We start from the raw sequence: 16,883 nt of genomic DNA, 5'->3' as shown, positions 1-16,883 counted from the left end.
TCGGGGCTAAGCATCTCGGACCTGGGCCTTGTTCTTCTCCATGTTGTAGAAAAGACGCGCTACGGCAAGACTGCCGAACACGGAGATGACTATGAGCAGCCACGCGGGGATCTTGGGGATAGCCAGGTGAATGCCCAACGGAGCGAGCAGGGAGAAAGCCGCAACTTTGGGATAACGGATGGCGAAGTTGCCGAAAGTACCGCCGAAGATGGCTGCCGCGGAATAGCGGGTCAGCGCTTTCACGAGAAAGGCGGGCAGTGTGGCCACGACCGCGGCCCCGACGACGGCCGCCAGCGACGTGAAAAAGAGATTGGTGATGATGGATCCGCAGATTGCCATCGTGGACGCGATCTCCGCTTGCAGTGTGCCGGGTTGGCTGTCGGTGGCTTCAAGGGCCAAGGCGGCGACGGGCACGCGCATGTTGCCGATATTCCCGGAGAGGAAGCTCAGATACGTTCCCGTCAGGCCCAGAGCCGCGTAGTATGAAATGGGCTCCACCACGTAGAAGGCCCCGAAGGAGATGGCCGTCATCCCCCACGCGGTGAGAACGATATCCCAATCCGGCCAGCAGTTGTAGGTGCTGCAAAGCCACAGGACGGGAATGAAGGCCGTCGCCGCAGCGATCAGATTGGTGGGTGCGCCGATGAGGATGCTGTTTCTTTTCCAGCTGGACATAAAATCGTAATTCTGATTTTCCATGGCTACCTTTCCCTTCTCAGAGTCCCGTCTGCATCAAACGGCGAAAAACGCGTCATAGAGGACGGCGCAGAACATCCCGAACAGCATGGCGATGCCCAGCGAGTATTCCATCAGTTTTGGGTATTTGGGAACGATGCACTTCACCAGGAACACCATGCAGAGAGCGCCGGTAATGGAGGCCGTGGCGTTGCCCCAGCCGCGCAGAATCTCTCCGTGGTTCAGATAGCCGAAGATACCCAAGGAACAAGCGGCGGAGAGGACGATCAGCCATTTGCCGTCTCCGCCGCTGGCCCTTTCGCGAAGGTTCTCGAGCATGGGAGTGAAAAGTCCGGTTATGACAAGCCATCCGGCTCCGTTCAGCGCCATGGCGAACCAGGAAACCGACATGGCCGTCAGGTTGTACCCGTCGCCTCCCAGCTCCACCCCGGAGGCCCTCGCTCCGGAGGCGGGTCCAGGCCATAGGGCCGCCGATAGCCGCCATCAGGCCGACCATGACGATGAAGACTCCAAGCGCCGGCCCGATGGCCGTGATCATGCCGATCCTGAAGGATTTACCCGCTACCCCCGCTGCAACGAGGCCGGGGGCCTTCGCGGCCGTCCGCCGGGCCATGACCATGTAGAGAACGGCCTGCAAAAACGCGATGCCAACGGTGATCGAACACAACCACCATATCGTACTCGAGTTGGCGATCTCCAGGTAATTCTGCACTTCCTGCATTCAAAACCACTCCCTCAGCTTGAGTATCGATCGCGGAAGCCCCCGAACGTTAATCCAGGAGCGGAAGGACGCGTTCTCGGCTTTGCGGTGCTCCCAATGTGCAAAACAACAAGCCTTAGGTGCAAATAATAAGCCTCTAAGGAAGGTCAAAAAATACTCGAGAAATGTGCAGATAGTCAAATAAAAACAGATTTTCCCAAAAGGATTAAATACTGCTCCGGCAAAGGCAGGGTAGTGGGTGGACCGGTGCTCCCACATCTTAACACGACAAACGACAAAGTTTGCAAGTACGACAGCGGGAGTTCAAACTCGATATCCGTCATTGCCTAGCATTTGGGGGGATTGATGCTGGGCTGCTGACGAGAGGGAAGCGCTCCATGATGGCGTTTAAGCAGGGTGTTTTTGCCTTTTCTCGCGGAGCCCGAAGGAAGGTCGTAACAGCATCGAGCATCGCATTCGGAATCTCCTCCGACAGGCACGGTTTCTTCAGAAATAGTGGCAACCTCGCCCTCGTCGGAAGCCGGAAAACCTCCGGCAGAGCGACGTGTTCAAGCTCCCCCCAAGTTCGATGAAACAATTCCCCCCGCGTCAGCTCGTCTTTTTGAGGATCAGCGCACGGCAAGCGGCCGCGTGGACCTCTTGCTTACTCTTCTGTTGGCCGTCTCGGTTCGGGCCGGGGGCTAGTTCTCCGGCCCCGGGCCGGAGCGCAGCAATCTCCAGGCGATTCCGGAGAGCAAAAAAGCCCCCAGAATCAAAAGACCCCAGACCAGTCGACGCTGCCATTCGGCTCCATTCAAGCGGCCGTGCCCGGCGTTCGCCCCCTTGTCCGGCTTGGGGGCCAGGGGGGCACCGATCGCCGCTTCCACGGCCGTACTCGGATGCAGGTTTCGAAGCAGATGAGGAGTCTGCAGCCCCATGCCCGTTCGGCCGCTCCCAAAGGCGAGGACCCATGGGGCTTGGCCTTGGGCCAAAAAATATACGGTTCCGGAATGCCATCCTATCCTCAGGCGAGGCGGCGGTGCGGAAAAATTCTTTTCGAAGATCAGGCGCCAGTAACGATCTTCGCGCCGAACGATGCTTATGGCGGCATTTGCCCGAAAGGCTCCGTCCGACGTGCGGACCTTGAACAGCACCGCCTCACCGGGGGCACGCCATGGCATCTCGGGTGCGGAACGGGAGGAATAGTTGACTCGATACAGCCCGGGCTCCCTCAGAACGAAGTCGAGTTGAGTAACGGGGAACGCTCCCCCGAGATCGTAGTCCACGACGTGACGGTCGGGTGCCGGTACGCCACCGAACTCGGCGAAGCCATCCTCGGCAGATCCCTGCCGCACCAGAAAGGAACAGCGCACCTCCGTCAGGGTGAATGCCGGACCTGCGCCCCGCACCTCCAGCACAAGGTAACGGCCCGGAGCGCGCAGCAGCTCGATTTCGCCGCTGTCCAGGCGCGCATCTCCCCTTCGAAGCCGAATCAGGGAGACGTCTTGGCATACCGTACTCCAGTCGCGAAGGTTGTCGCTTCGAAGGACGTCGATTTTTGCATTCAGCTCCGCATCTCCCGAGACTCGGAGGTCCAGCCGATACGAGTTCGGATCTCCGCCGGGGAAGACGGAGGCGAGATCGAGAAGGTAACGGCGGTCGGCCCCCCCGTGGCGCAGGCGGCTCTCCCGGAGCTCCACAATTCGGCCGTCCGCATCGATCCGCACGGAGACGTCCACAGGCGTCCGCCTCTCCGCGCCGTCTCGGTTGTCTCCGGGGAGTTCAAAGAACGGCAGGGACACCTCGGATCGAACCGGGGGCGCCTCGGAGTCCGCAACATCCGAAACCACGGCAAAAGGAACGATCTCTCCATTGGAGTCGAAGACGGCAAGATCGTGGTTCTGGGATTGAATCAGTCCGCCATAGACCGCGGGCGGGATCGAAAACCTGTGAAGCGCTCCATCGAGCCCCGTCCCCGCAATTTCGTATTGGTGAACGAAATCCGTGCGGGAAACCGGCTTTTCCGAGACCTTCCCCCAGGACCTTAAGGGCGTCAACAGGGCCAGCGTCAATACAACCCCCGTTGCCCAGCGCCTCGAACGTTTGTTTCCAGCCATGGCCTTCACTCTCCCGAGCGTTGCTCGGCCGTGTCGCGTGCGCCTTTGGGGGTCGCTTCCCTTGGGGGCAACGGTGCGGCCCATCCGATGAGCAGAAAGAGTCCACCCAGCACGAGAAAGGCGATGATGCGGGTCAAAGTGGTGCTGTGGTTCAGGTCGACGAACAGCAGTTTGACCATGTCCACTGCCAGTAGCCCCGCACCCGCGTGCCAGAGCGGACGACTGCCGGTCTGCTTTCCCCGCAGGATTCCCGCGAGGCCCAGGATGCCCCACAGGATGGCTGCAATCCCCTGATAGTGGGGTGACTTCAGCACCTCCCAGATCGAGGAATACGAATCGCCCGAGTACCACCACGCCGCCCGCGCTGCAATCTGGTTGACCCAGACGAAGAGGAGCGAGCAGATCCCCCTCCGGAAGAGTCCGAACGGATGGGCGTCCCCGGCAAAGAGGCAGCGGAACCAGAGAACGCACGACAGGATGAAGGCGGCCTGCCAGAGTTCGAGGGGGTTCAGGAAGGGGACGAATATCCCCTGGACGGAGGATCCCTTCCAGGCGAAGCTGCCGATGAAGGCGGGGAGCTTCAGCAGCAGGGGGAGTCCTGCAGCCGCGGCGAGGGATTCCGGAGGCCCCGAGAAAAACGAACGCTCGCGTACCCGTGATACGTGGAGCAGCAATGTCGTCAGGGGCAGGATGGAGAGGAGTCGTGCCCAGTCCGGACCGAATGGCGCCCCCCACTGCCTCAGGGCCTCGCCGGCAAGCGTCAGACCGACGAAAAGGGAGGCGAAATGAAGAAGCTCGAGCCCCTGAAAGCCCGTCTCCGTCTTATGGTGCAGACGGAGCGACAGTCCGAACGCGGCCGCATAGATGAGGGCGTTTGCCGTCAGGCTGCGCTCGGTGCCGAAGATGTCGGGGATTATGGGGGACAAATCGAGGGGCAGCGTTCCCAGAGTCCAGAGAAGCCCGGCGATCAGGGGGCCGAACAGGAGGAGGCGGGCCGCCGGCCAGTGGAAGCGCAGAGAGGCCCAGGATCCGGCAAGAGCGGTCAGGCAGGCGACAGAAAAGGCCGAGAGCCAGGGAAGACCGATGCGCGGGACCTGGTCGCCGAGAGTCCACCACCACCAGAGGGTTCCCGCCGCGGTCAGGATCCAGGAAAAAACGGCACAGGCCGGACGCAGATTGGTGTCGAGAACGCCCGTCAGCCAGCGTTCCCATTTGTTGCCGTGCAGAGGGGATGCCTCACGCGGCCTGAAACGCGTGATCCAGAACCCGCTGCACCAGAGGGCGACGGAGAACAGGATGCCGCTTCCGAGGATGGGACTCAGCCTCGATTCGGCCGCCAGGTCGACCCGAGCCAGCTCGGGGGCATAGAGGACGAGGGCGCCCATCTGCAGGACGATCCCCCCCAGAAGGGTCTTGACGCTCCCGTAACGGCAGGCTGCGATGACCAGGAACGCCCCCTCGGCCGCCCATACGGCGGACGGCAGGACGCGTTCGAAGGCGTAGGGGAGGACCAGGTTCGAGAAGAGGACGCTCAGCGCGACGAAGAGGCGCCACATCATGGGGTGACACCGTTCACCCTTCCGGCGCAGCCAAGCTCCGAGGAGCAGGTAACCCGCTCCCAGCCCAAGGCAGGTCAGGGCCATGCCGTAGACGAAATGCCCCGCTATATGGGATTGCAGGAGGAAAAACACCAACGGGACCAGGAGGGTCAGGGGCATATCGGCTTCGTGACGCGGTCCGCCGTTCGCGGCGTCGAGGGCACCCTTTTCCCCTGGGACAAGAGCGAATCGGACCGTGATCAGCGTGTAGGTTACGAGGAACGCAAGCAGGAAGGGCTCCGCCGAGGAGAAAAGCTCCGGCCTCCAGTTGTACCGGCCCCAGAACAGGGAGACGGCAACGGAGAGGAGGAAGCCCATACGGGTCAGCAGGCGCCAGCGGCGCCGGAAGGCGATGACCAGGATTTCGAGGTTCAGCAGAGTGCAGGCGGAGAAGAGCATCACGGGGTTTCGGGTTCCGACCTGAATCAGGAGCGGGGCAGCGAAGCCGCCGAGGACCGCGAAGAGCGCCAAGGGCTCGTAGTCCTGCAGCAACGCCAGGACAACGGTGACGACGGAAAGGAAGAGCATTGCGCCGACGGCCGGTCCCTCCGGCAGGATGGGCATATCGATGGGAAGCGAATGGAATTTCGCTGCGGCCAGAACGACGAGGTAGAGGACGCCCATGCCGCCCCCCTGGAGGACGAGGGCGTAGGTACGGCGCCTCAGCCGCATGCGAAAGCCGAAGGCCACCATAAGGATTCCCGTAACGGCCGCGGCCGCCAGGCGCATCTCGAGGGTCAGCAGACCGGCCTGAATTGCGTAATTGAAGAGCAGGCCGAAGCCCACCAGGAAGAGGAGCACGCCCATACAGACCCAGATGTTCCCCTCCGCAAGCAGCCAGGCGAGGAGACGGGACCACGCGACGGCGACCGGGCCGGGTTCGCGGAACGGGGAGCCCCCGGCCGGGGCAGGCGTTGTCGCGTCGTCGGGAACGGCGTCCTCGACAACGGGTTTCTCCATCGCCTCCGGTTCGAAGGGCGCGGAAGGGACATCGATGTCGAATGCGGCCTCAGCCGACGCTCCAGGAAGGACGATGGGGCCTTCGAAGTGCTCAGGGACGGATCTGCTCGGAGGTTCGGAGGGCTCGGGCGCAAGGGGCGAGGCTTCCGGCTCCTCCCGATGCTGAAGATCGGGCGGCACCTCTCGAGGAGGGAGGGAGGCCGAGAGCGGCTCCTCCGGAACCTGCGGATGGGCGGCGCCCCTTCGCAGTGCGTCGATCCTCTTCTCCAGATCATCAATGCGGCGATTCAGACGGTCCCCCAGGTCGCTCGTTTTCACCATGATCAGGATCGGGGATAGGATCACCCACAAAACCACGAAAAACACAAGCAACGCCATTACTCTCAGCCCCGCTTTCGTTTTGGTCTGGAGCCTCAAAGACGTAGTGCGCCGACAGTGATTATACGACAGTCCGCCGCCCCTTTGGATGCCCAATGCCCCTTCCCCGGCCGTCCGGGCATTCGCCGTTCCGGGGAAATGGGAGACGATCAATGCCCCCTCGTTCCTTATCTCGATGAGAGCCGTCAGGGCGATTTTTTGTTTGCACCTCCCATGGGGAGGCGGGGACCGACAGGTCGAAATATCCTCTTGATAAAATGGCAAAGAAGCGGATTTTGCGGTTATAATATTCTGATGGAAGGTATCCGGACGGTCGTGCGGCCGCCCGGAATTTGCAGGTTAAAGGCAAAAATCTACATGAAATCGGCCGTCCCTGGCCGTTTTTCGAAGGAGAGAGGATCTATCGAATGCAGTACCGAAGCGGACAGGAAATACGCGAAGCGTTCATCGAGTTCTGGCAGGGTAAGGGCAGCCATCACTACCCGAGCTTTTCCCTCCTGCCCGACGACCCCTCCCTCCTCTTTACGATCGCGGGCATGGTCCCCTTCAAACCCTATTATCTGGGCATCCGAACGCCGGAATACCCTCATGCCGTGACCAGCCAAAAGTGCGTGCGCACCAACGACATCGAGAACGTCGGGCGCACGGCACGGCACCACACCTTCTTCGAGATGCTGGGCAACTTCGCCTGGGGATCCTACTTCAAGAGTGAGGCGATCACCTGGGCGTGGGAGTTCCTGACCGAGCGTGTCGAGCTGGACCCCGGCCGCCTTTATGTGAGCATCTATAAGGAGGACGAGGAGGCCAGGGATGTCTGGCGCAACGAGGTGAGGCTCTCCGAGGATCGCATCCTCCGCTTCGGGCAGGACGAGAACTATTGGTTCATGGGCGAGACCGGCCCCTGCGGCCCCTGTTCCGAGATCTACTACGACCGCGGCGAACGCTACGGATGCGGGTCTCCGACCTGTGGGGTGGGCTGCGACTGCGACCGTTACATGGAGATCTGGAACCTGGTCTTCACGCAGTACGACCGCCAGAAGGACGGCACGCTTCTCCCCCTGCCCCGGAACAACATCGATACGGGGATGGGGCTGGAGCGTCTGACCTCCGTCATCCAGGATGTCGAGACGGACTACGAGACGAACCTCTTCATGCCGCTGATCAACCACACGTGCAGAAAGGCCGGGATCCGCTACGGGGATGGAGGCCGGACCGATATGGCCGTGCGCGTCATCGCGGATCATATCCGTTCCGTGGCCTTCATGCTGGCCGATGGGGTGCTGCCCGCCAACGACGGGCCGGGCTACGTCCTGCGCCGGCTGCTGCGCCGCGCCGTGCGCTATGGCCGGCTTCTGGGGTTCGAAGGGGCGTTTCTCAGCGAGTACCTGCCCGTCCTTACGGGCATCATGGGCGACCCGTACCGGGAGCTGATCGATCAGCGGCTCTCCATCGAACAGATTATCGAGATCGAGGAGGAGCGCTTCCAGAGGACCCTCCAGCAGGGGACGGACCTCTTCGAGACGGAGGCGCGGCGCCTGGCGGGCGAGGGACGGACGCAAATTCCCGGGGATGTCGTCTTCGCTCTCTACGACACCTACGGATTCCCGCCCGAGCTGACCCTGGAGATGGCGGAGGAACAGGGGCTCTCCGTCGATCAGAAGGGCTTCCAAAGGGCGATGGAGGAGCAGAAAACCCGTGCGCGCGCCTCCAGCAAGCAAAAGCGGAGCTCCCTGGCCGGCGATGTCTACACGGAGATCGAGAACGCGATGGGCGGGACGACCTTCACCGGGTACGAAGGCCACTCCGGGACCGGCCGCGTGTTGGCGCTGGTGACCAACGGGGGGCGGGTCGAGCATGTGGCAGGGCCCGCGGATCTCGAGGTTATCCTGGACAGGACCCCCTTCTACGCCGAGCGCGGCGGTGAGGTGGGCGACACGGGCAGAATCTTTACGGAGGACGACACCGTCCTGAACGTTCTCGATACCGTCCCCCATGCCGGACTGATCGTTCACAAGGCGTATCTCGAGACGGGGGTCCTGTCCGTCAGGGACGAGGTGTCCAGCGAGGTGAACGATGAACGGCGCGGAGCCATCCGACGCAACCATACGGCCACGCACCTGCTGCACGAGACCTTGGTGCGCGTGTTGGGGGGCCATGTGCGTCAGGCGGGGTCCCTCGTGACGGATCGCTTTTTGCGGTTCGATTTCACGCATCACGAGGCTCTCTCCGATGCGCAGATTGCCGAGGTGGAGCAGGTCGTCAACGCTCGGATCCTGGAAAACGTCCCTCTGTCGGTCCAGGAGTGTCCGCGGGACGAGGCCCGCGCCATGGGGGCCAAGGCTCTGTTCGACGAGAAATACGGGGATACGGTCCGGGTCGTCTCCGTCCCGGATTTCTCGGTCGAGCTCTGCGGCGGTCTTCACGTGGCCGCTACGGGGGATATCGGTTGCTTCAAAATCCTCAGGGAGGAAAGCATCGGGTCGGGGACGCGGCGTATTCTCGCCACGACGGGGCTCAACGTTCTGGAGCTGCTCCAGCGCCTTTTCGGGCTGCGCTCGCACCTGACGACGCTGCTCTCCACCGACGAGGAGGGGCTTGCGGCCAAGGCTCAGGGCCTGATCGACGAGCTGCATGCCCTTCAGCGCAAGGCGCAGGAAATGCAGCTTCGCGAGTTGACCAAGAACCTCGACAGCTTCCTGGACCAGCGCGATGTGGACGGGGTATTGCTTCAGTCCGGGAAGTTCTCGCGCGTCGCGGCGGAAATGCTGCGCGACATCGGGGACCGCGCCAAGGAAAAGGCGGGGCAGCCGACCGTCGTGGTTCTGACCTCGGTGGGGGAGGACGACAACTGCCAGATTGTCGTCATGGCCGACGATGAGGCCGTCGAGCGCGGGGTCCACGCCGGAAAGCTGGTGAAGGAGGCCTCCGCCCTCCTTGGGGGCCGGGGCGGCGGCCGGCCCAACACCGCCCAGGGCGGCGGCAAGGACTCCGAAAGGCTGGACGAGGCTCTGGAGGAGATCGAGACCCTGCTCCGCGAGCAGCTGGCGGCGGAATGAACGATACCGGAGGCAGCGTCCCCAAGGGACGGGTCCTGGCATTGGATATCGGCGCCGTCCGTATCGGCGTCGCAGTTACGGATCCCCTGCGCATCATTGCGCAGGGGATCGCCGTCTGGCCCGTTGCGGAGAAGAATGGGGGATGGCGCAAAAAATTCGAGGCGTGTCTTGTGGAGTACGACCCCGTCCTGGTCCTGATTGGGATGCCGACGCGTACGGACGGAGGCCTGGGGCCGGAGGGGGAGCGCATCGCCGCACTCGTCCGGCGTCTCGAGGCGGACTATCCCGATCGGAGGTTCGCGACCTGGGACGAGCGGTACACCACGGTGATCGCGCAACGGGCACTGCTGGAGGGGGACGTGTCGCGCCGAGGCCGCAGGGGGAAGGTGGACAAGGTCGCCGCCTCCCTGATTCTGCAAAGCTGGCTGGAGCGCCACAGGGAGGAAGGGGCGCCGGCGTCTTTCAAATAGCTCTGCCCCACGGCCTCAACGGAACCCGAGGATGCGGGAATGCGTCTCCGAACCCTCGGCCGGCGGGGCGAAGTCCTGGGGCAGCAGGAGCTTCAGTTCCTCATCCGTCGTCTCCGCGGAGGGCAGACGCACCAGACGCGACGCCTGGCGCATCATGGCCCGCTCCACGAGATTCCGCACGAAGCGTCCGTTGCCGAAGTCCGGCGTGCCCAGGGCCTCCTTCAGCAGACCCCGAATGCGTTCCTCCGCGCCTTCCCCAAGCGTGCGCTGACTTTGCCTGGCGACAAGACGAAGGATCTCCAGCAGCTCGTCCTCCGAGTAGTCCGGAAAGTCGACGTGAAAGGCCACGCGGCTCCTCAGGCCGGGGTTGCGCTCCACGAACTCCCGCATCCGGTCGGGGTATCCGGCGAAGACCACCACCGTGTCGTCCCGTGCGTTCTCCATCTCCTGGACAATCGTGTTGATCGCCTCGTCCCCGTAGAGCCCCCCGCGATCCTCCACCAGGGAGTACGCCTCGTCGATGAAGAGCACCGACCCCTTGGCCGCCTTGAACTTCTTCTTGACGATCGGCGCGGTCCACCCCACGTACTTGCCCACCAGGTCGCTACGCCCCACCTCCACCAGGCCCCCTGCGGAGAGCAGGCCGTTGTCCTTCATGATGCGGGCCATCAGGCGGGCCACGGTCGTCTTGGCCGTGCCGGGGTTGCCGGCAAAGACCATGTGCATGGCGGGCCGCTTCGCGCCGATTCCCCTGTCGGCAAACAGCTTCTGGGCCTTGTGGAAGTCGATGGCCTCCAGGATGACCTGCTTCACGGACTTGAGGCCGGCCATCTCCATCAGCTCCTTGTAGGCGTCTCCCTTCGGCTTCCTGCTTTTCCTCTCCAGCTCCGCCGAGAGTTCCCGATATTGGGGATGGAGTTCCTTGCGGAGGTAGCTGTCGTACCAGCGGTCGAACAGTTTCTTCAGGTCGGTGCCGAGGTACCCGGACTCGGATCGGGGGAGGAGCTTGACGAGCGAGCGGCAGTCCGCGACGCCGTTTTTTTCGGCGAGGCGCCTCAGATAGGCCTTGGCCTCGCGGTTGAAGACGACCTCCTCGTCCAGCCTGACGAACGTGATGCCGTGGAGCTCCTCCATCATCCGGTCGAACAGCTTTTCCTCCGAGCGCCCCATCTCCAGGACGGTCAGGGTGCCGCGGCGGAATTCGCGTATTTGGGCCGCGACAGACGTGATGACCTCGAAGGAGGCGTCGGCATGGCCGCTCTCCTCCTCGCCGCTCATGGAAAAGGACAGCACCAGGGCACAGCCCATCTGGGACTGGTAGACGTCCCTCAATTTGCTCTCGTAAAGGCACTCGAACAGGCTGTCGTTGACCCCGAGGGTCATGGTGCAGTACCGCCCGCCCATCAGGCGCTTCCTTTGGAGCAGGGAGCGCAGCAGCAGCTCGCGGATGGAGGTCCGGATCTGCGGATCGTCCGACACGATCGCGTAGTGGACGGGGTTCCCCAGAAAACGATCCGGGGATCGTTTGTCGAAGATCCGTTCGAGCTCGGGCAGGAGGGATGCGCCGCACAGCAGCCGCTTCGCCTCGGCGAGGGCCTCCTTTTTGGCGCAGGGCGATTCCAGCATGGACTCCTCGCATTCGGAGTCCGTGCAGGACTCGATGCATTTCATGCCCAGCCCCGCCTTGTACTCGTCGTCGTCGTGGATGAAGTCCTTCCGGTCCGCCCAGGTCAGCAGCCGGGAAAAGTCCCTGGCGGTGATCTCCCGGGTCCCGGTGATCTTGCCTCGGAGCCGGGTATGACCGCAGAACCCGTCGAACGCCTCCGTAAGGCTCTGCCGGTTCATCGATATGGGGTCCACGAACAGGGCGGCGCCGATGGAGACCTTCCGGCCCTCGATATCCGAGATGAAAAAAGCCGATTTTCCCTTCGTTTCTTCGTTGGCTTCGGCCGTCAGTTCCTTGAGCCTGGAGCAGGTTCTTCTCATCCTCTGCTCCTTCTGCTCCAGAGCCTTGTCGCTCTCCATTTCAATTTTGTAGAACAGCATCGTTATTGTCCTCCGGATTTGCTCAAAAAAACACCAGGGCTTCCGCACGAATGCCGGAGCCGTGCCCCCACAACGGGAGTGCGGACCCGCACAAAAGATACGCGCAGTGGGAAATGCCTTTCCGGGTCGATGAAGGGGAGGAAAACGGATTGGGGCTTCCAACGCGGAGCGGATGTTCGTCCAGTGAAATCTCCTCGTATTATGGGGCATGGAGAGCCCTGCGTCTCGCCCGCGTCCGGAAAGATTTTTTCCGCGTTCCCGGAGCGTGCCCCGAAGGTGCGGTGCGGAGGATGTATACGCCTCTTTTCAGATGCAATTGATTGCCCGCCGCCTTTTTCCTATCCTGATGGCTGTGCTCGTCGATCCCCTCATTCGGAGTGTCGAAGATGGAAGAACCTCATGGTGTTCTCCAAAAAAGCCTGCCGCCGCTGAAAAGCGTGCGCCACCTCCCCTTCCGGGACCTGTTTGTCCACGTGCGGTTCGTCATGGCCGGGGACGACGGAGCCCTCCTCTGCACGTACTACGCGGCGGAGGGGGAGGAACGAGACGGGGACTGGATGTTCTGGGGACTCGTGAGGGATTTCGAGCTGCGGATGGGATGTTTCTCGCTGTCGGAGATGCGGAGGGCGGCCCTGTCCCGCGGCGCGGTGCTGCGGGAGGACGCGGGCTTTGCGATACGGCCGATGGCCGAGGTGCTGGAGCTGGAGGGGGCGAGGGGGTATGACGCGGAAGGGTGAGGGCCGCGCGTCAGGACTCCGGGCGTGCGGGCTCCGGCAGGGGGCCGTGCTCGGCCTCGTAGGCGCGGATCTCGTTGCGCACGGCGCGCACCATCAGGCTGTTGAACGACTCGTCGTAGACGGCCGCGAGGATCTTTCCCTTTAGAAAGGTCTCCTCGTCGATGCGCACCTGGGTGAATACGGGCTTGTTTTTTTCGGGCGCGGATACCCTGCCCCGCCCGGCGGTGTTTTTTTCCTTCTGCATGAAAACGTTTCCTTTCCCGTTGCTGTTTGGAGGTTATTGACTTAAGGTAGGGGTTGGTTTAAAGTTGATCTAGGTGTGAAATTACTGATAGTTGTTATAAGTGTATTTGTGGAGTATCGTCTTAGCCCGGAAACGCTGTAAGAAAATTTTTAGCGAACTGTCTCGGCCCATTTGTCTTTGGATAAAGACCGATTGATTTGTGGTGAAGCCCAAGAAAGGGGTGTCACTTATGCCGCAAATAAAATGTGGAATGAACGCAAATATTGCTTTTGATCATAATTTTTTTAAGGGGGTTTTTGTAATGAGGGTAAGAAACGCGTTTTTTATAGCTTGCATGGTCCTGTCGATACTGGCTCCATCGGCAATTGCGGCGGAAAATTGGGCCTTGGGTTTCGATCACCACAGCATATGCGGGCTGCTGGGAGGGAAAACGGTCTATGAGACAGCCTTTTTTGAACGCTATGTGTTCTGGTTCAACGACACGATTGATCCTCAGGGTGCCCCACAGCAGCCTGCCGGCACTCCTGCGGGTTCCCTGACGCTGAAGGGCGGAACCTATTGGGCAGGAGGAGAAGAGGTTCAGGGCGAGGAGAAAACCTTCCAGCTGTCCAGTTTCGATCATGAGCCTACTAACAATCCCAAAGGGAATTATTACCCCTCCCAATCCGGAGATAGGGTAGATTTTTGGCCTCTTTCCTCAGAGGACGGGTTACGGGACACCGATGTCGAATGGACGTTGTTCGGGGTCAACCGAACCTCTAAAGTGCCCCACTTCCTGACGACGCTGGAGCAGGAGGATAATGCCGTTCCGTACATTGAATTGAACCTTTCCGGAGGCAACGTTACGGGGTTCAGGTGGCGATTGATCGATCCCAGGGAACCATCCAAGGCGATTTCACTGCCCTGCAGGTCTCAAGTGATCTTTTGGCGGTTTGGACAAGGTTTTGGTTATAGCGAGTACTACAGACCAGGGCAGGCCTTCGCAGCAGGAGCGTTGTTGGAAGGCACAGAGGATTTTGGATTCAACGTACCCTTAAACGATTTTAGAGTCCGATTTCGGTTGGTTCGGGAGGATATGAAGAAAACCGATGGGCAGGGACTCGTCTCCAAGGGCACCTACGCATGGGATTTTTTTGAGGCTGAATGGACTCATCAATACGGCTTTGAGGATAAGGGAGACTTGGCGGCGCCAATTGCTCTGAAGGTCGGTGAGACCAAAACAATTAAATTTACGCTGAAACCTGGGTTGGACGTCACCTTGAAAACTCTTATTGCAGATCGGACAGTGGTGAATCGTACCGGCAGTTGGACTGGGCAGAATGGTGTTTTCACGTTTCAGATCATGGGGCTGAAGGCCGGCAAGACAACTTTAAGCGTTCCCTACTATGACGGTGAGGGCATCTACCTCTCACGCCCGATCGAAGTTACCGTGACGGGCGAGGGATCGACTCCGATGCCCAAGCCGACTCCGACGCCGAAACCGATGCCCAAGCCGACTCCGACGCCTAAGCCAAGTCCGAATGAGGTCTTTGCCCCCATCGATCCTCAGCGATGGGAAATCGTCAGCGAGACTCCTGATGAGCAAGGCAATACTCCAGTGACCGTCACGGTTTCCATAACGACACAGAAGTCGTTGGTCTCTGTGCGAGCCGAGAGCACGGGGCTGATTGGGGCACCTTCAGTCGAGGTCCTCAGGAATAGAGCTTATTCGGTATCGTCTCGCACCGCATCCTCAGCACCTGGGGCTACTATAGTTCGTATGACGGGCAAGGTTGCCAAAGGTGCTTGGAACAACGCAGCCATTAAGGCGCTGCGTTATCGGTTGGAGGAGGGGACCGAAGAAAAAGAGCTCAAGTTGGGCAAAAATGGAATGGGTATTCTTTTGAGAGAAATGAACAACCAGTCTTTGCCTCTCCCTGAGCCTGATCCGAGGGCAAGAACGAATTCTGGTGGTAGTGGATGTGATGGGGGGAGTGTCGTTTCAGGCCTTTTGTTACTGCTTCCGTTTTCCCTGCGCCGGAAGCACTGAGTTCAGATAATAATATAAGCCTTATATGCCTTATATAATGAATGCGGCCCCGCGGGGCCGCATTCATTATGGGGAGGGCCTTCATGAGGACATTCGGGGAGGGCGCGGAGACCCTGCCGCGGGAGCTGCGGCTGAAGCTGACGAACAAATTCCTGTCGTTTTGCGAGGCGCGCGCCTCGATCCGCCGCAGGATGGAGAGCTACGTCCTGGACTATCAGGTGCACGACGCGGGCGCGGCGCACAAGTACGAGCGGCTGGAGGAGCAGTACGCCGCCGACCGTCCCGACCTGAGCCACCTGAGCGCAGATGAAGACGGCATCGTTCTGTGGAGCATGAGGGACGTCGCCATCGTGCTGGGCCGCAACGTGTCGAGCGTTATGCGCACGCTCCGCCGCATGGAGAATTCCCCCGAGTGGGGAGAACGCCTGAACGGCCTGACCCATCGCAGCGAAAATCCGGGACGCGGCGCTGCCACGCTCTACGCGGGCGGCATCTTCGACGCCGTCGTGGACTTTTACGAGGATGCCTATGTCGCGCGCGTCACGCATCCCCGCCACGGCGCGCCCCTGCCGGAGGAGCGCGTCCTCGCCGTCCGCGCCTTCTGGCGTTGGTTGAGGGAAAACCCCGACGGCCTCGACTGGCAGGAATACTCCCGGTCGCTCTCGCTGGCCTTTGGCCCGTCCGTCTCCGCCGCGACCCTCTATCAATGCCTGCGCCTGATCGTCCGGCGCGCCTTCTCCATCAAGACGGGGACGTTCTTTCTGGCTCTTTTCGCCCTGATCTACGAGCTCTCCGGCCGCTGGCCGTGGTTCAACGCCGCCGTTCCCATCCTCTCGCTGTCCGCCCTCGCGTTCGTGCTGCACCAGATGCCCCGGGGCCGGTGGCATACCCCCTGGCTGGTGGACGCAGGCGCCTGTGCCCTGACCTTCACCCTGCTGTGGGGCCTGGCCGTCACGGCTGCTCCGGAGGGGCCGTCGCGGCGGCTGCTTGCGGGATTGCGGCTTTGGGAGGCATATCAGCCCCCTGTCCCTACAGAATCAACTATTGCTCCCTTTGGCGTATCACCAGGTTCATCAACCACTCAAACAGTTTGGGATGGGGGCAAAAAACAGGAAAGTTCCGGCATATGTCTGAAGCTCAGCTGTGTCCGTGAGGATATCGTGACGTTCTACGCACACACAGGAAAGGAAGCTCGGGAGATATTTTACAGGGTTTCGCCGGATCAGGATTTCCGCTCCACGGGTTTTTCGAGCGAACGTAATCCTACGACAAAGGAACGGTATGTCCAGCACACCATCGATCTGAAAAAGCGGCCCCAATACGAGCTGGAGCTCAAATATGTCGATCAGGCGGGCGGTCTGCACGGTCCTCGGCTCTTTGGAATTGATCTCCACGAAGAATACATGAGAGAAGTGTGGAAAGCTCTGGATTCTGCGGATTGGGTGACCTTTTCCAAGGGGAGGAATACTGATATCCAAATCGACATCTTCCGGGAGCTTTGGTCCTTGGGCGCAGGTTGGAACGTCATCGACCGGATCGTCTACGGCATTAACAAAAAGGTCCCCAACCGGATGCGTGAAAAACCGAAGCCTGGCGAGGACAGCTCTCCTTCTGCCGATGTCGCGGGGCGTTTTCTTGCCAAGAATACGGCGGAGAAGGTCTGGTTCGTCTCCATGCAGATCTTCTTCTCCGACGGCACCAGCTCGGATGTCCGCATCTTCGAGAATCCCTACGCGGTCCTGTAGCGACACGTTGCCCAAATCCTCAGGCAAAATTTTTGACCTGTCTCAAAGACAGACTTCAAACAATTTTTGCCGCACCCGACGGGTGCAAAACTAAAGTTCGCTTAAAC

General features: G+C 61.0%; 10 protein-coding genes and 1 pseudogene. 5 read left to right on the top strand and 6 right to left on the bottom strand.

Going from position 1 to position 16,883, the window contains the following annotated elements:
* Positions 1-6: 6 nt before the first annotated feature.
* From EII26_RS11845 to EII26_RS11830, 4 genes and pseudogenes are all read right to left on the bottom strand, one after another.
* Positions 7-675 (bottom strand): hypothetical protein, encoded by a 669-nt coding sequence (locus EII26_RS11845; protein ID WP_233572739.1) that lies wholly within the window; start codon positions 673-675, stop codon positions 7-9.
* Positions 676-732: 57 nt separating this feature from the next.
* Positions 733-1,417, bottom strand: a pseudogene (locus EII26_RS11840) (DUF5058 family protein).
* 680 nt (positions 1,418-2,097) lie between these two features.
* Positions 2,098-3,513 (bottom strand): DUF3999 family protein, encoded by a 1,416-nt coding sequence (locus EII26_RS11835; protein WP_158612315.1) that lies wholly within the window; start codon positions 3,511-3,513, stop codon positions 2,098-2,100.
* Between the two features lie 5 nt (positions 3,514-3,518).
* Positions 3,519-6,449: a DUF2339 domain-containing protein gene (locus EII26_RS11830; protein WP_124889370.1), complete on the bottom strand. Its 2,931-nt coding sequence runs from the start codon at positions 6,447-6,449 to the stop codon at positions 3,519-3,521.
* Positions 6,450-6,856: 407 nt separating this feature from the next.
* On the opposite strand from EII26_RS11830, the gene alaS reads away from it, so the two are divergent.
* Together alaS and ruvX are read left to right on the top strand one after the other, a co-directional pair.
* Complete coding sequence (gene alaS, locus EII26_RS11825) at positions 6,857-9,505, top strand: alanine--tRNA ligase (protein ID WP_124889369.1); 2,649 nt, start codon at positions 6,857-6,859, stop codon at positions 9,503-9,505.
* The gene (gene ruvX, locus EII26_RS11820; RefSeq protein WP_124889368.1) at positions 9,502-9,975 is read left to right on the top strand and encodes a Holliday junction resolvase RuvX; all 474 of its coding nucleotides are present in this window, start codon (positions 9,502-9,504) and stop codon (positions 9,973-9,975) included. Before alaS ends, ruvX begins: the two co-directional genes overlap by 4 nt.
* 15 nt (positions 9,976-9,990) lie before the next feature.
* On the opposite strand, the gene EII26_RS11815 is transcribed toward ruvX, so the two are convergent.
* Positions 9,991-12,021: an AAA family ATPase gene (locus tag EII26_RS11815; RefSeq protein ID WP_158612314.1), complete on the bottom strand. Its 2,031-nt coding sequence runs from the start codon at positions 12,019-12,021 to the stop codon at positions 9,991-9,993.
* A 386-nt stretch (positions 12,022-12,407) separates the two neighbouring features.
* Between EII26_RS11815 and EII26_RS11810 the strand changes: the two genes are divergently transcribed.
* The gene (locus tag EII26_RS11810; protein ID WP_124889366.1) at positions 12,408-12,758 is read left to right on the top strand and encodes a hypothetical protein; all 351 of its coding nucleotides are present in this window, start codon (positions 12,408-12,410) and stop codon (positions 12,756-12,758) included.
* A 10-nt stretch (positions 12,759-12,768) separates the two neighbouring features.
* On the opposite strand, the gene EII26_RS11805 is transcribed toward EII26_RS11810, so the two are convergent.
* Positions 12,769-13,002, bottom strand: coding sequence for a hypothetical protein (locus EII26_RS11805; protein ID WP_124889365.1), 234 nt, complete (start codon positions 13,000-13,002; stop codon positions 12,769-12,771).
* Between the two features lie 250 nt (positions 13,003-13,252).
* On the opposite strand from EII26_RS11805, the gene EII26_RS13310 reads away from it, so the two are divergent.
* Positions 13,253-15,031, top strand: a complete 1,779-nt coding sequence (locus EII26_RS13310; protein WP_124889364.1) for a hypothetical protein — start codon at positions 13,253-13,255, stop codon at positions 15,029-15,031.
* An 83-nt stretch (positions 15,032-15,114) separates the two neighbouring features.
* Positions 15,115-16,776, top strand: coding sequence for a hypothetical protein (locus EII26_RS11795; RefSeq protein WP_124889363.1), 1,662 nt, complete (start codon positions 15,115-15,117; stop codon positions 16,774-16,776).
* The last annotated feature ends 107 nt before the right edge of the window (positions 16,777-16,883 follow it).

The organism is Fretibacterium sp. OH1220_COT-178, from assembly GCF_003860125.1.
In the GTDB taxonomy this organism is placed as follows: domain Bacteria; phylum Synergistota; class Synergistia; order Synergistales; family Aminobacteriaceae; genus CAJPSE01.
This window is presented reverse-complemented; position numbering and strand designations above follow the sequence as displayed.